Genomic DNA, 14,981 nt, shown 5'->3' with positions numbered 1-14,981 from the left:
GTTTCCGACTCTATCAGATCTTTCCGGCTTCCCGTTCCGACCCGATTTCCTCGGTGCTTTCCAGGTATTCGCTTTCGCGTTTCCCTTTCCGGCGGATCCGACTTTATCAGAAGTTTTCGGCCGGTCTGACCGGCTCAGCTTTCCGATTCATCGGGATGGCTTCTCGATTAAATGAGATTCAAGAAGCAGGCAGATTTTAACTGCCGCCACGCGAGCTGTCCAGCTCTAGGCAACTGTTCGAATCTACCTCCCCGGACCTGCCATGTCAATGACTTTTCTGGGGCGAGGAGGAGACTAGCAGCTCAGAGGCGACGTGCGCACATCACGCGGCAGTGGGCACCGTGGCGCTGCGCTCGTGCTCCTCCACGTCACCCGTCTCGCCTTCGCGCGCGGCCCGGCCGCCGAGGACGTAGACGTAGACGAGGAACGCCAGCTCGGCCACGATGCCGATGCCGATGCGGGCCCAGGTGGGGAGGCCGGAGGGGGTCACGAAGCCTTCGATGGCGCCGGAGATGAGGAGGATCAGGGCCAGGCCGATGGCCATGCCCAGTGCGGCGCGGCCCTCCTCGGCCATGGCGGCGCGGCGGGTTCGTGGGCCCGGGGCGATGAGGGTCCAGCCCAGGCGGAGGCCGGTGCCGGCGGCCACGAAGACCGCGGTCAGCTCCAGGAGGCCGTGCGGCAGGACGAGGCCCAGGAAGGTGTCGAGGCGGTCCGCGGAGGACATCAGGCCGATGCCGACACCCAGGTTGAGCATGTTCTGGAAGAGGATCCAGATGACCGGAAGGCAGAGGAACGCCCCCAGGACCAGGCACATCGCTGCTGCCTGGGCGTTGTTCGTCCACACCTGGGCGGCGAAGGACGCCGCCGGGTGGCTGGAGTAGTACGTCTCGTACTCGCCTCCCGGGCGCGTGAGATCGCGCAGCTCCGAAGGGGCGGCTATGGAGGACTGGACTTCGGGGTGGGTGCCTATCCACCAGCCGATCACGGCGGCCAGGGCTATGGAGAGCAGGGCTGTGGGTACCCACCAGTGGCGGGAGCGGTGGACCGCTGCGGGGAAGCCGTGCGTCAGGAAGCGTGTGGCGTCTTTCCAGGAGGCGCGGCGCGTGCCTGTCACGGCACTGCGCGCGCGTGCCACCAACTGGGTGAGGCGGCCGGTCAGCTGTGGGTCCGGGGCGCTGGACTGGATCAGGGACAGGTGGGTGGCCGTGCGCTGGTAGAGGACGACGAGTTCGTCGACCTCGGGGCCGGTGAGACGGCGTTGGCGGCGCAGCAGGGTGTCCAGACGGTCCCATTCGGCCCGGTGTGCGGACACGAAGACGTCGAGGTCCATCGGTTGGCTGCTCCTCGGCTTCTCGTACTGCGGCTCTCGTGGTGCGGCGCGATCGATAGTCAGCTTGGCAGACTGGCGGTTCCGGGGGCAGCGACGGGAAGGGCGGCAGGCGTGAGCGAGCTGGTGACGGGCGAGGCGGTGGCGCTGGAACTGCGTCCCGCGAAGTTGCCGAGCCGTGCGCTGGCGGTGCTCATCGACATGGTCGTGGCCTGGTCGGCGTACTTGGCGGTGACGCTGGGGTTGCTGGCCGCGGCCGGGTCGCTCGACGACGCGGCGGTGGCCGCGATCGCGGTGGCGACGTTCGTGCTGGTGCTCGTGGGTGTGCCGATCGCGGTGGAGACCCTCAGCCACGGGCGGTCGCTCGGGAAGCTGGCGTGCGGGCTGCGGGTGGTACGGGACGACGGCGGGCCGATCCGGTTCCGGCACGCGCTGGTGCGCGGGGCGGTCGGGGTCGTCGAGATCCTCATGACGTTCGGGGTCGTCGCGTGCATCGCGTCGCTGGTGTCGGAGCGCGGGCGGCGGCTCGGGGATGTGTTCGCGGGGACGCTGGTCGTACGGGAGCGGGTGCCCGCGGGGCGTACCGAGTACGTGCCCGCGCCGCCGCCGTGGCTCGTGGGGCGGTTCGCGGAGCTGGATCTGTCGGCGGTGCCGGACGGGCTGTGGCTGGCCGTTCGCCAGTACCTGACGCGGATGGGGCAGTTGGATCCGCAGGTCGGCTGGGCGATGGCGGAACGTCTCGCCAACGACGTGGTGGCGCGGACCGGGGCTCCGGCGCCGGAGGGCGTGCCCCCGGCGGCCTTCCTCGCCGCCGTCGTGCACGAGCGGCAGGCCCGGGAGGCGCGCCGTGCGTTCGGGGAGCAGGGGGTGGGGGTGGCTCCTGTGCCTGGTGCGCCCGGTACGCCCGAGGCCTGGTCGGGTCCGGTTCAGCCGCCCGGCCGGTTCTCTCCTCCCGCGTACGCCGATCCCGTGTACGCCGCCCCGCCCGCACCCCCGCCTCCGGCGTCGCACGAGCCCCCGGCCACCGCGCCCGCGCGACCCCCTCAGCCCGCCGCCGGACCCACTCCGCCTCCTCCCCCGGCACCGGAGGAGCCCAACCGGCCCCCGACGGGCTTCGTGCCGCCCGCCTGAACCGACACCGACACCCGCACCGGCACCGGCACCGGCGTAGGGCCACGCCCGCCCAAAGCCGCGCCGACCCGTGCCTCAACCTCCGCCTGCGCCTCCGCCGAACACCGACGGCGGCGTCTCCAGGTTCTCCAGTTCGATGCCGGGGGCCGCGAGGACGACGTCGCCGGTGAGGTGGACGGTGTGCTGTTCGCCCGTGTCCAGGGCTGTGACCTGGTATTCGTCCACGGTCAGCGGGCCGTTGTCAGTGGCGTGTGCTTCGCTTTTCAGCAGGGCCCAGGACTGGTCGAGGGTGCGGGGGGCGAGGACCGGGTCCGTGAAGGCGACCAGGCGGACGCGGGTCGCGGGGGAAGCGGGGGCGAGCCGCAGCAGCCGGGCGGTGGCGACGAGGAAGGCGGGGGATGTGCCAGTGATGGCGTGAGCGGGGGCGTTGTGCTCGTCGGCGTGCGCGCCGGTGGCATCGGTCCGGACCCAGGTGACGCCGTCCAGGGCGGCGGCGCGCACCTGCCAGCCGGAAGCGTGCAGTTCGAGTCGGATGGGGCGGCCGAGTTCGTCGATGGCCAGGTCGACGGAGCCCGCGTGGTCGCCCGAGGGGGTGGTGCGCTGGGCGACGTAGCGCCAGCCGGAGGGGCCGGGCGCGCAGTGGAAGTGTTCTTCGCCGAGGGGGGTGTGATCGTGCGGATCGTGAAGCGAATATCGGCCGCGGGGCATGGTGCGTGGTCCTTGTCGGGCGTGGGGCAGAGCGTCCCGGCGGGCGCCGCCACGGGGGCAGGCCCCCGCCCCGGTGGGCGAGGGCCTGCTGGAGGCGTACTGCCGGGCGGCCGCCGGGCGTGACCGGTCCCGTGCCGGGAGCCGGGTCGTGACCGAGCCCCGTGCCGGGGCGGGGTCGTGACCGGGCCCCGTGGCGGAGGCGGTCGCGGTGGCGGCCGGGGCCGGGGTCAGTAGCGGTAGTGGTCCGGCTTGTACGGGCCCTCGACCTGGACGCCGATGTACGCGGCCTGCTCGGGGCGGAGCGTCGTGAGCTTCACGCCGAGCGAGTCCAGGTGCAGGCGGGCGACCTTCTCGTCGAGGTGCTTGGGGAGCACGTAGACGTCGGTCGGGTACTCGTCGGGCTTGGTGAACAGCTCGATCTGGGCCAGGGTCTGGTCCGCGAACGAGTTGGACATCACGAAGGACGGGTGGCCGGTGGCGTTGCCCAGGTTCAGCAGGCGGCCCTCGGACAGGACGATGAGGACCTTGCCGTCGGGGTGCGTCCAGGTGTGGACCTGCGGCTTGACCTCGTCCTTGACGATGCCCGGGAGCTTCGCGAGGCCGGCCATGTCGATCTCGTTGTCGAAGTGGCCGATGTTGCCCACGATCGCCTGGTGCTTCATCTTGGCCATGTCCGAGGCCATGATGATGTCCTTGTTGCCGGTCGTGGTGATGAAGATGTCGGCCGTCTCGACGACGTCGTCGAGCGTCGTGACCTGGTAGCCGTCCATCGCGGCCTGCAGGGCGCAGATCGGGTCGATCTCGGTGATGATCACGCGGGCGCCCTGGCCGCGCAGGGACTCGGCGCAGCCCTTGCCCACGTCGCCGTAGCCGCAGACGACCGCGGTCTTGCCGCCGATGAGGACGTCGGTGGCGCGGTTGATGCCGTCGATGAGGGAGTGGCGGCAGCCGTACTTGTTGTCGAACTTCGACTTGGTGACGGCGTCGTTGACGTTGATCGCCGGGAAGAGGAGCTCACCGTCGCGCTGCATCTCGTACAGCCGGTGGACGCCGGTGGTGGTCTCCTCGGTGACGCCGCGGATCTCCGAGGCGAGCTGGGTCCACTTCTGCGGGTTCTCGGCGAGCGTGCGGTGCAGGGTCTGGAGGATGACGCGGTGCTCGTCGGACTCGGCGGTCTCGATCGCCGGGACCTTGCCGGCCTTCTCGTACTCGACGCCCTTGTGGACGAGGAGGGTGGCGTCGCCGCCGTCGTCCAGGATCATGTTCGGGCCGCCGGTGGGCGAGTTCGGCCAGGTCAGGGCCTGCTCCGTGCACCACCAGTACTCCTCGAGGGTCTCGCCCTTCCAGGCGAAGACCGGGATGCCCTGGGGGTTGTCCGGGGTGCCGTTCGGGCCGACGGCGATGGCCGCGGCGGCGTGGTCCTGGGTCGAGAAGATGTTGCAGGACACCCAGCGGACCTCGGCGCCGAGGGCGACCAGGGTCTCGATGAGGACGGCGGTCTGCACGGTCATGTGCAGGGAGCCCATGATGCGGGCGCCGGCGAGCGGCTGGCTGGCGGAGAATTCCTTGCGGATCGCCATCAGGCCGGGCATCTCGTGCTCGGCGAGGGTGATCTCCTTGCGGCCGTAGTCGGCGAGGGAGATGTCGGCGACCTTGAAGTCGTGGCCGTTGGCGGCAGTCATTATGAGCTGCTCCTCGTGATTGGTCGAGGGTGGGCATGGCTGACCTGCGGCGTCGGGGCACAGAGGTGCACCGCCGCACGCAGCGCAGTCCGTCGGAGGCCCTCTCTCCCTCGGCCGGTCCAGGAGCGGACCGCCCGACCGCCATCAGCAGCGACGTCTGGCACTGTCACGAATCTACACCGATTGGCGCAGCGCGCCCCAGCCCGCCTCGTACCGGACTGTGGCCGAATCGAGGAGGGAACAAAGGTCCTGAGACCCCGCTGAACCGGGACCTTTGCGCTTTTGAACTGGTCCGCGCGTGTTGCAGGATGCCTGGAGATCGGGAGCATGCGCGCGATCGATTTTGGCCAAGGCGTTAGGAGATCCACGTGACCAGTCCGGCCGACCCCGTGGCAGGCGGGGACCCCAGTGGGCACCCGCGGCTGAAGCTGCTCGCGGTGACCGCCTGTCCGACGGGCATCGCCCACACGTACATGGCGGCGGAGAAGCTCCAGCAGGCCGCCGACAGCCAGGGCATCGAGATGAAGGTGGAGACGCAGGGCTCCATCGGGGCCGAAAATGTATTGACTGACAACGATGTCAGAGACGCCGACGGCATCATCGTCGCGGCCGACAAGGATGTGGATCTGGCGAGGTTCGCGGGCAAGCGGGTGCTGTCCGTGGGGGTCTCCGAGGGCATCAGTCACCCGGAGCGCCTGATCGAGCAGGTGCGGAGCGCGCCCGTGCACGGGGGCGGGGGCGGTTCCGGCGGCGCCGCGGCGGCGAGCGGCGGCGGGGGCGCGGGCGGCGGCCGGGAGCGGAGCGTCGCGTACAAGGCACTGATGAACGGCGTCTCGTACATGATCCCGTTCGTCGTGGTCGGTGGGCTGCTGATCGCGATCTCGCTGTCGCTGGGCGGGCACACCGACCCCAAGGGGGGTCTGGTCATCCCCGACGACTCGTTCTGGATGCATGTGAATCAGATCGGGGTCATCGGGTTCACGCTGATGGTGCCGATCCTGTCGGGGTACATCGCGTACGCCATCGGGGACCGGCCCGCGTTGGTGCCGGGCATGATCGGCGGGTGGATCGCCAACACCGGTGAGTTGTACGACTCCAAGGCGGGGGCGGGGTTCATCGGGGCGATCGTGACCGGGTTCCTGGCCGGGTATCTGGTGCTGTGGATCAAGAAGGTCAAGGTCCCGAAGTTCGTCCAGCCGATCATGCCGATCATCGTGATCCCGATCATCGCGACCAGTGCGCTCGGGCTCTTCTTCATCTATGTCATCGGCAAGCCGATCTCGTGGGTGTTCGAGCATCTGACGGACTGGCTCAGCGGGATGACCGGGACGAGTGCGATTCTGCTCGGCGCGATTCTGGGGCTGATGATCGCGTTCGACATGGGCGGGCCGGTCAACAAGACGGCGTTCCTGTTCGGCGCGGGGCTCATCGCCACCGGCAACCAGACCGTCATGGGCATGTGTGCCGCGGCGATTCCGGTGATGCCGCTCGGCCAGGGGCTCGCGACGCTGATCCGCAAGCGGCTCTACAGCGAGCAGGAGCGGGAGACCGGGCTCGCGGCCTTGTTCATGGGCCTGTTCGGGATCTCGGAGGGTGCGATTCCGTTCGCGGCGGCTCGGCCCGCGCAGGTCATTCCGGCGAACATGTTGGGCGGAGCCGTGGCCGGCGCGGTCGCAGGTCTGGCGGATGTGAAGGACGCGGTGCCGCACGGTGGGCCGATCGTGGCGGTGCTCGGCGCGATCGGTGGCGTACCGATGTTCTTCGTGGCCGTGGCCATCGGCACCATCGTCACGGCGCTGACGACGGTGACGCTGGTGGACATCAGTGAGCGGCGGCAGCGTGGTGAGCCAGTGACCGGTGGGGCCGGTGGGGCCGGTGGGCCGGGTGCGGGCGAGCCAGTGCTCGCGGGCGTCGGTGCCGGTACCGGTGCGGCCGTCTCGGGCAGTGGCGTTGGCTCGGGGGCGGGCTCGACCGCGAAGTCCCCTGCCGCACCCGCTCCTTCGTCCCCCGCCCCGCAGGCACCCGCCTCTCAGGCACCTGCCCCGCAGGCCCCCGCCGACGCGGCCGCGGCTCCCGGTGACGAGGTCCTCTCCGGCTATCTGACCGAGCAGACCGTCAAGGTCCAGCTCGCGGCCGACGAGAAGGAGGCCGCGATCCGGGAGATGGCGGGGCTGCTCGCGCGGACAGGGAAGGTCGGCGACGTAGAGGAGTTGGTGCGGACCGCGCTGCGGCGCGAGGCGCAGGGCACCACCGGCCTCGGCGAGGAGATCGCGATCCCGCATGCCAAGACGGACGCGGTGACGGCGCCGGTCGTCGGCTTCGCGCGGTCCGCGGAGGGCATCGAGTGGGGGGCGCTCGACGGTACGAAGGCCAAGCTGATCTTCATGATCGCCGTGCCGGAGGCCGCGGCGGGCGATGAGCATCTGCGGATTCTGGCGATGCTCTCGCGGAAGTTGATGGATGTCGGGTTCCGGGAGCGGCTTGTGGCCGCGGCGGATGAGGCGGCGATTTCGGAGGTGCTGCGCGAGGTCCGGTGACCTGCGGTTCATACGCCGGGATCCCGTGTCGTACGTACGTCGAGGGCCCCGCACCACACAGGTGCGGGGCCCCTCGGCGTAAACGGGAGGTACGAAGGTCAGTGGCCGGTCTCCGGCGAACCGCCCGGGGACTTCGCGGGGTTCGTGCCCGTGGCCGCCGCCTCCGCGTTGTAGATGTCCGGCTCCAGGTAGATGACCCGGGCGATGGGGACGGCCGTGCGGATGCGGTCCTCGGCGGCGTTGATCGCTTCGGACACCTCGCGGGCCGTGTCGTCGTGCTGGACGGCGATCTTGGCGGCGACGAGGAGTTCCTCGGGGCCGAGGTGGAGGGTGCGCATGTGGATGACGCCGGTGACGGTGTCGCCGTCGACCAGGGCCTGCTCGATCTTCGCGACCTCTTCGGTGCCCGCGGCCTCGCCGAGGAGCAGCGACTTGGTCTCGGCGGCGAGGACGATCGCGATGAGGATGAGCAGGACGCCGATGCAGAGGGTGCCGATGCCGTCCCAGACGCCGTCGCCGGTGGCGAGGGCGAGGCCGACGCCGCCGAGCGCGAGCACCAGGCCGACGAGCGCGCCGAGGTCCTCGAGAAGCACGACGGGCAGCTCGGGGGCCTTGGCGCGGCGCACGAACTGGGTCCACGTGAGCTTGCCGCGCAGGGCGTTGGACTCCTTGATGGCCGTCCGGAAGGAGAAGGACTCCGCGATGATCGCGAAGACCAGGACGCCCACCGGCCAGTACCAGTGCTCGATCTCGTGCGGGTGCTTGATCTTCTCGTAGCCCTCGTAGATGGCGAACATGCCGCCGACGGAGAAGAGCACGATGGAGACCAGGAACGCGTAGATGTAGCGCTCGCGGCCGTAGCCGAAGGGGTGTTGCGGGGTCGCCTCGCGCTGGGCCTTCTTGCCGCCGACGAGCAGCAGGCCCTGGTTGCCGGAGTCGGCGAGCGAGTGGACGCTCTCGGCGAGCATCGAGGACGAGCCGCTGAAGAGGAACGCCACGAACTTCGCCACCGCGATCGCGAGATTGGCGGCGAGTGCCGCCACGATCGCCTTTGTTCCGCCTGACGCACTCATGTGTGCCCGATGTCCCTTCGCCTTGCGTCACTACTCGTCGCCGGGGCGCTGCTTTGCCCGGCCTTTGCGGTGGGTCATTGTTGCAGCACCAGAGGCGTGCGGTGGGTCAGGCCACCACAGTGGCGCGGAAAACCGTGCCGGTCCCGGACACTTCGGCCTTTTCGCCCGCGGGGACGAACGCGGACCGGCCGGGCGCCAGGGCGATGTCGCCCGCGCGGACCGTGCCCGCCGCGCACAGCAGGATCTGCGGGGTCCCGGCCGTGAGGTCGTGCGCGGCGCCGCCCTCGGGCAGGACGAAGCGGGAGAGGCGGAACTCGTCGATCGGCGTCTCGTAGACCTCTTCGCCGTCGGCCGACGCCTCCGGGCGCAGCACGCCCGGGTCGGTCGCCTCGAAGCGTACGACGCGCAGGAGTTCGGGTACGTCGACGTGCTTGGGGGTGAGGCCGCAGCGCAGCACGTTGTCGGAGTTGGCCATGATCTCCACGCCCAGGCCCTGGAGGTAGGCGTGCGGGACGCCGGCGCCGAGGAACATGGCCTCGCCGGGCTGGAGTTGGACGTGGTTGAGCAGCATGGCCGCGATGACGCCGGGGTCGCCGGGGTAGTGGCGGGCGACGGCGGCGTACGGGGCGTAGTCGCCGCCGAGTCGTTCGGCGGCGGCCGCGGCCTCGGTGACGGTCTTCGCCATGTCGTCCGGGTCGGCGGTGAGCACGGCCGTCAGGACCTCGCGCAGCGCGGCCTCCTCGGGCTTGGCGTGCAGCAGGTCGACGTACGGCTTGAGGGAGTCGACGCCGAGGCCCGCGAGCAGGTCGGCGGCCTCGGCGGGGGCGCGGAAGCCGCAGAGTCCGTCGAAGGGCGTGAGCGCGCAGATCAGTTCGGGCTTGTGGTTGGCGTCCTTGTAGTTGCGGTGCGGGGCGTCGATGGGGACGCCGCGGCGCTCCTCGTCTTCGTACCCCTCCTTGGCCTCCTCCAGGTTCGGGTGGACCTGGAGGGAGAGGGGGGCGCCGGCAGCGAGGATCTTGAGCAGGAACGGCAGGCGCGGGCCGAACTTGGCGACGGCGCGCGGTCCCAGCTCGCGCTCCGGGTCTTCGTCGATCACCTCGTTGAGCGGGCCGCGCTCGGTGCGCGAGGGTGCGCCCGGGTGGGCGCCCATCCACATCTCGGCCTGCGGCTCGCCGGTCGGCTCCGCGCCGGTCAGCTCCGCGATGGCAGTGGTGGAGCCCCAGGCGTAGGGGCGGATGGTGTTGGTGAGGCGGTCCACGGGGGAGGTCTCCCTTACGGATGGTGCGGGTACGCGGGTGCGGTCGCCCCGGCCGGGGCGGTCACCCGTGGTCGGCGTGCGGTCATGATCGGCCCCCGGAGGCGAGCGTCAGGTAAACGGCCGCGAAATCCGTGATGGCGATCAGCTCGGCGAGGCGTTCCAGGTCGCTGCCGTCCTCCGGTTCCAGCTCGCTGAGCGGGGTGTCGTGGCTGTGGGCGAGCTCGCGGGCGGCGGGCGCGGCGGTCAGGCCGCCGACGTCGGCGGGGCGCTCGCGGAGCAGCACTACGCGGGCGCGCAGCGTGGCCGGTTCCTCGGCGCGGTCGCGGAAGAAGTCGTCGCTTTCGGCGCCGCCCGCGAGCAGCGCGGCGTGCGCGGGCAGGGCCTCGGGCAGCTCTGCGGCGAGCGCGGCGTGGCCCGCGAGTTCGGCGAGGGCGGCGGCGAAGCGACGGCCCGCCATGCCCGCGGCCTGGCCCTCGCTCCAGATCAGCGGCAGCGACTCGGACAGCTCGGCGGCGAGGGTCTTCGCGGGGTTGCTGTACGTCGTGATGGCAGGGCCGCAGCGCTCGGCGACCTCGTCCAGGCGGTCGGCGACCTTCTGCAGGGTGTCGACGGGGGCGGCGATCAGGCCGGTGCGGTCCAGGAGGACGAGCAGCGGGGTGAGCAGGGCCCAGAGGGTGCCGGGGGCGGCTGCGGGGGCCTCCGGCGGGTCGTTGTGCGGAGAGGTCAGCGGGCCGCGGTCCTCCGGTACGCCGTGGGCGGCGCCGGGGCGGCCGAGGGTGCCGGGGCCGGTGGGGTCCGGCTGCGCGGGGTCCGTGGGGTCCGGCTGCGCCGAGCCGGTGGGCTCCTGGCGCGGCCCGACGCGGCTCTCCGCCTCGCCGTACGTCGTCCCGTACGCAGCCGCGGGCGAGGTCGCCATCGGGACCGTCAGGCCGTGCGAGCCGTCGACGCTCTCGGCGAGCGGGGTGCGGGCCGGGGCCACCGCGACGACGGTGCAGCCGCGGCGGTACGCCTGCTCGGCGAGGAGCGTCAGGCCGGGCTCCGTGCCGTCCGGGGTGACGATGAGCAGCAGGTCGACGGGGCCCGTCCAGCCGGGCAGGGACCAGCGCAGGGCGCCCGCGGCGGGGGCGACCCCGGTGGGCGCGAGGCGCACGACGGGGCAGCCGGTGCCCGCGAGCGCGCCGATGAGGTCGGCCACGCCGGTGGCCGCGGTGCCCGGGCCTGCGATCAGGACGGCGCGGGGGCGGCCGTCCGGCTTGAGTTCCGTGAGGCCGGACTCCGTGGCGTGCCGGACCGCGGTCCGCACCCGGGCGCCCGCCTCGGCGGCGCCGCGCAGCAGATCGTGCAGGTCGGCCCGGGCCAGGGCCTCAGGAGCGTCAAGGAGCGAGTCGTCGAGCATGAGGGCGGCCTCCGATCGCCGTGCGACGGCGGGTGGCGGGCTGGGTGGTCGTACGGGGTGCCGGTCGCGGCTTCGTACGGTGCGCCTCTTCGATCGTTACGCGGGGCGGCGGGCCTCGTCGACCAGGAGGACGGGGATGCCGTCGCGGACCGGGTAGGCCAGACCGCAGTCCGTGCCGTTCGCCGTGCAGACCAGCTCCGTGTCCGTCTCCTTGAGGGGGGCGTGGCAGGCCGGGCAGGCGAGGATCTCCAGGAGGCCGGCTTCGAGCGGCATGGTGCGGGTCCTTTCGAACGTGCTGGTACGTGGGCGTGTGGCCTGGTCAGGGTACCGCTGGGCGGGGGCCTGGGCGGGGTCGAGGCCGGGGCTTCGCCCCGGGTGCCCCCGGGGGGCTGGGCGCTTGTTCTCCGGGTGCGGGCCGTGGAGCGTTTGTGCCCACCCGTTCCGCCATGCGGAACGCCTGCCCACAAACGCGAGGCAGACGTCGTCCGGCCCTGGGACGCGTACCCGTAAACGCGAGGCAGGACGCCAGCTCGCCCTGGGACGCGTACTCACAAACGCGAGGCAGACGTCGTCCAGCCCTGGGGCACCTGCCCGCAAACACCAGCCAGGACGCCAGCCCGGCCCGGCACGCGCACCCACAAACGCGAGGCAGACGTCGTCCAGCCCTGGGACACCTGCCCGCAAGCGTCCGGCAGGACGCCGGCTCGGCCCCGCACGCGTGACCGCGAGTGGGCGGCTGGTGTCGGCGCACCCTCGTGTTCGTGGGGCGCCGACCGTCGCGCCGTGCGGGGGATCGCGGATCAGGCTCGGATGATGGCCAGGGCCTCGTCCCGGACCTTCGTCATCGTTTGTTCGTCGCGGGCCTCCGCGTTCAGGCGCAGGAGGGGCTCCGTGTTCGAGGCGCGGACGTTGAACCACCAGTCCGTGGACGTGACCGTCAGGCCGTCGAGTTCGTCGATGGTGACGCCGTCCCGGCCCTCGTACGCGGACCGGATCGCCGCGAGGCGTGCCGCCTGGTCGTCGACCGTGGAGTTGATCTCGCCGGAGCCCGCGTAGCGGTCGTACTGCTCGACGAGGCCGGAGAGCGGGCCGTCCTGGCCGCCGAGCGCCGCGAGGACGTGCAGGGCGGCCAGCATGCCGGTGTCGGCGTTCCAGAAGTCGCGGAAGTAGTAGTGCGCGGAGTGCTCGCCGCCGAAGATGGCGCCCGACTTGGCCATCTCCTCCTTGATGAAGGAGTGGCCCACGCGCGTGCGCACGGGCGTGCCGCCGTTCTCGCGGACGACCTCAGGGACGGACCAGGAGGTGATCAGGTTGTGGATGACCGTGCCGGAGCCGCCGTGCTTGGCGAGTTCGCGGGCGGCGACCAGGGCGGTGATCGCGGACGGCGAGACGGGGCCGCCGTTCTCGTCGACGACGAAGCAGCGGTCGGCGTCGCCGTCGAAGGCGATGCCGAGGTCGGCGCCCTCCTCGCGCACGCGCTCCTGGAGGTCGACGATGTTGGCCGGGTCCAGCGGGTTGGCCTCGTGGTTGGGGAAGGTGCCGTCCAGCTCGAAGTACATCGGGACGAGCATGAGGGGCAGGCCTTCGAAGACGGTGGGGACGGTGTGGCCGCCCATGCCGTTGCCCGCGTCGACGACGACCTTCAGGGGGCGGATGGCGGTGAGGTCCACCAGGGAGCGCAGGTGGGCCGCGTAGTCCTTGAGGGTGTCGCGCCGCACGACCGTGCCGGGCGTCGCCGCGGGCTCCGGGGCGCCCTCGTCCGACCAGCGCTCGACCAGGGCGCGGATGTCGGCGAGACCGGTGTCCTGGCCGACGGGGGCGGCGCCCGCGCGGCACATCTTGATGCCGTTGTACTGCGCCGGGTTGTGCGAGGCCGTGAACATCGCGCCGGGCAGGTCCAGCGCGCCCGAGGCGTAGTACAGCTGGTCCGTCGAGCACAGGCCGATCTCGGTGACGTCGACGCCGAGTGCCGTCGCCCCGCGCGCGAAGGCGCCGGAGAGGCCGGGCGACGAGGGCCGCATGTCGTGCCCGACGACGATCGCCGTCGCGCCCGTCACCTTCGCGAAGGCCGCGCCGAACAGCTCCGCCAGGGACTCGTCCCACTGGTCCGGGACCACCCCGCGCACGTCGTACGCCTTCACGAGCTGGGACAGGTCAGCAGTCACGGCAACCCTCTCTGCAAGGTTCAGGGAGCTCGGCAAGCCCTCGTCGGTGCCAACAAACTACCCGCAACGCCGGGCCGGAAGCCGCGTCAGGGCAGCATCCACCCCAGCACCGCCGTGCTCTGGCCGACCACGATGAGGCACATCACCAGGAGCAGCCCGATGCTCCAGGGCAGCACCTTGCGCAGCAGGTCGCCCTCCTTGCCCGCGAGGCCGACTGCCGCGCAGGCGATCGTCAGGTTCTGTGGGGAGATCATCTTGCCGAGGACACCGCCCGAACTGTTCGCGGCGGCGAGGAGTTCGGGCGAGAGCCCCGACTGCTCGGCGGCCGTCACCTGGAGCGAGCCGAACAGCGCGTTGGCGGAGGTGTCGGAGCCGGACACGGCGACGCCGAACCAGCCGAGCACCGGCGAGAGGAAGGCGAGGCCCGCGCCCGCGTCCGCCACGAAGTGCCCGATGGTGGCGGCCTGTCCGGACAGGTTCATGACGTACGCGAGCCCGAGCACGCTCGTCACGGTGAGGATCGCGAACCGCAGTTCGTGCACGGTCGCCGCCCACTCGCGCACCGCCGTGCGCGCGTGGACGCCGAGAACGGCCGCCGTGCCGACGCCCGCGAGCAGCACGAGCGTGCCGCCGGTGGACACGATCGGCAGCGAGAAGACGTTCCCGCCGACCGGGTCGCCCGCCGGGTCGCCGACGTTCAGGAAGGGCCAGTCGAAGGTGCGGGTCGCCTCGGCGAGGAAGTCCTTCACGGGCGGGATCTGGGCGACGGAGAAGATCGCGACGATGAGGGCGTACGGGGCGTAGGCGCGCATCACGTCGGGGCGCGGGTCGTCGTGGTCCAGGTCCGTGCTGCGGGCGCCGGTCAGGATTGCGGCGCGGACGGGCTCGGCGGCCGGTCTGCGGGCGCCCGGGACGGCGACGAGCGCCCCCGCGCCCGCCAAGGCGGCCCCGATGTCGGCCAGTTGCGCGGAGACGTAGTTGGAGGCCGCGAACTGGGCGGCGGCGAAGGCGAGTCCGCAGGCCGCGGCGGGCATCCAGGTCTCGCGCAGCCCGCGCCGCCCGTCGACCAGGGCGACCAGGAGGAGCGGCACGACGAGGGCGAGCAGCGGCGTCTGGCGGCCGACGACGGTGGCGACGGTGTCCAGCGGGATGCCGGTGACCTGGGCGAGCGTCACGACGGGTGTGCCCATGGCGCCGAAGGCCACGGGCGCGGTGTTGGCGACGAGGGCGACGACGGCGGCGCGCACCGGGTCGAAGCCGAGCGCGACCAGCATCACCGAGCAGATCGCGACGGGCGCGCCGAAGCCCGCGAGCGCTTCCAGGAGCGCGCCGAAGCAGAAGGCGACGACGAGCGCCTGGATGCGCGGGTCGTCGGAGAGCCGTCCGAAGGAGCGGCGCAGGATGTCGAAGTGCCGGGTGTGGACGGTCATCCGGTACACCCACAGGGCGTTGACGACGATCCACAGGATGGGGAAGAGCCCGAAGACGGCGCCCTGGGCGGCGCTGGAGGCGGTCTGGCCGAGCGGCATGCCGTACGCGAGCCAGGCGACGGCGGCGGCGACCGCGAGGCCGATGAGTCCCGCGCGGTGGGCCTTCATGCGGACGGCGCCGAGCAGGACGAGGACGGTGAGCAGGGGCAGGGTCGCGACGAGGGCGGACAGGCCGAGCGAGTCGGCTACGGGCTCCAGTTCCTGGACGTACACA

11 protein-coding genes are annotated in these 14,981 nt (G+C 71.7%); 2 read left to right on the top strand and 9 right to left on the bottom strand.

Going from position 1 to position 14,981, the window contains the following annotated elements:
• Positions 1-322: 322 nt before the first annotated feature.
• Positions 323-1,330, bottom strand: a complete 1,008-nt coding sequence (locus tag ACZ6BG_RS25110) for a stage II sporulation protein M (RefSeq protein WP_469005203.1) — start codon at positions 1,328-1,330, stop codon at positions 323-325.
• Positions 1,331-1,441: 111 nt separating this feature from the next.
• Here ACZ6BG_RS25110 and ACZ6BG_RS25105 point away from each other — a divergent pair, with 111 nt between their 5' ends.
• Positions 1,442-2,458, top strand: coding sequence for an RDD family protein (locus ACZ6BG_RS25105; RefSeq protein WP_469005201.1), 1,017 nt, complete (start codon positions 1,442-1,444; stop codon positions 2,456-2,458).
• A gap of 75 nt (positions 2,459-2,533) precedes the next feature.
• Here ACZ6BG_RS25105 and ACZ6BG_RS25100 read toward each other — a convergent pair whose 3' ends face one another.
• Positions 2,534-3,166 (bottom strand): hypothetical protein, encoded by a 633-nt coding sequence (locus ACZ6BG_RS25100; protein WP_469005199.1) that lies wholly within the window; start codon positions 3,164-3,166, stop codon positions 2,534-2,536.
• A gap of 227 nt (positions 3,167-3,393) precedes the next feature.
• Positions 3,394-4,851, bottom strand: coding sequence for an adenosylhomocysteinase (ahcY, locus tag ACZ6BG_RS25095; RefSeq protein WP_469005289.1), 1,458 nt, complete (start codon positions 4,849-4,851; stop codon positions 3,394-3,396).
• Between the two features lie 365 nt (positions 4,852-5,216).
• On the opposite strand from ahcY, the gene ACZ6BG_RS25090 reads away from it, so the two are divergent.
• Positions 5,217-7,385, top strand: coding sequence for a fructose-specific PTS transporter subunit EIIC (locus ACZ6BG_RS25090; protein ID WP_469005197.1), 2,169 nt, complete (start codon positions 5,217-5,219; stop codon positions 7,383-7,385).
• A 98-nt stretch (positions 7,386-7,483) separates the two neighbouring features.
• Here ACZ6BG_RS25090 and ACZ6BG_RS25085 read toward each other — a convergent pair whose 3' ends face one another.
• From ACZ6BG_RS25085 to ACZ6BG_RS25060, 6 genes are all read right to left on the bottom strand, one after another.
• Positions 7,484-8,458 carry a cation diffusion facilitator family transporter gene (locus tag ACZ6BG_RS25085; RefSeq protein ID WP_469005195.1) on the bottom strand — a complete coding sequence of 325 codons (975 nt, stop codon included), beginning with the start codon at positions 8,456-8,458 and terminating at the stop codon, positions 7,484-7,486.
• 106 nt (positions 8,459-8,564) lie between these two features.
• Entirely contained in the window at positions 8,565-9,716 is a 1,152-nt protein-coding gene (manA, locus tag ACZ6BG_RS25080; protein WP_469005191.1) for a mannose-6-phosphate isomerase, class I, read from the bottom strand.
• Positions 9,717-9,798: 82 nt separating this feature from the next.
• Positions 9,799-11,112: an SIS domain-containing protein gene (locus tag ACZ6BG_RS25075; RefSeq protein WP_469005189.1), complete on the bottom strand. Its 1,314-nt coding sequence runs from the start codon at positions 11,110-11,112 to the stop codon at positions 9,799-9,801.
• A 96-nt stretch (positions 11,113-11,208) separates the two neighbouring features.
• Entirely contained in the window at positions 11,209-11,385 is a 177-nt protein-coding gene (locus ACZ6BG_RS25070) for a Trm112 family protein (protein WP_078619623.1), read from the bottom strand.
• A 527-nt stretch (positions 11,386-11,912) separates the two neighbouring features.
• Entirely contained in the window at positions 11,913-13,277 is a 1,365-nt protein-coding gene (locus ACZ6BG_RS25065; RefSeq protein ID WP_469005186.1) for a phosphomannomutase/phosphoglucomutase, read from the bottom strand.
• A gap of 86 nt (positions 13,278-13,363) precedes the next feature.
• Complete coding sequence (locus tag ACZ6BG_RS25060) at positions 13,364-14,980, bottom strand: L-lactate permease (RefSeq protein WP_469005184.1); 1,617 nt, start codon at positions 14,978-14,980, stop codon at positions 13,364-13,366.
• Between the last annotated feature and the right edge of the window lies 1 nt (position 14,981).

It is taken from the genome of Streptomyces sp. NPDC041205 (assembly GCF_055591765.1).
The sequence above is the reverse complement of the archived record's forward strand: the minus strand, read 5'-3'. Positions and strand labels throughout refer to the sequence as shown.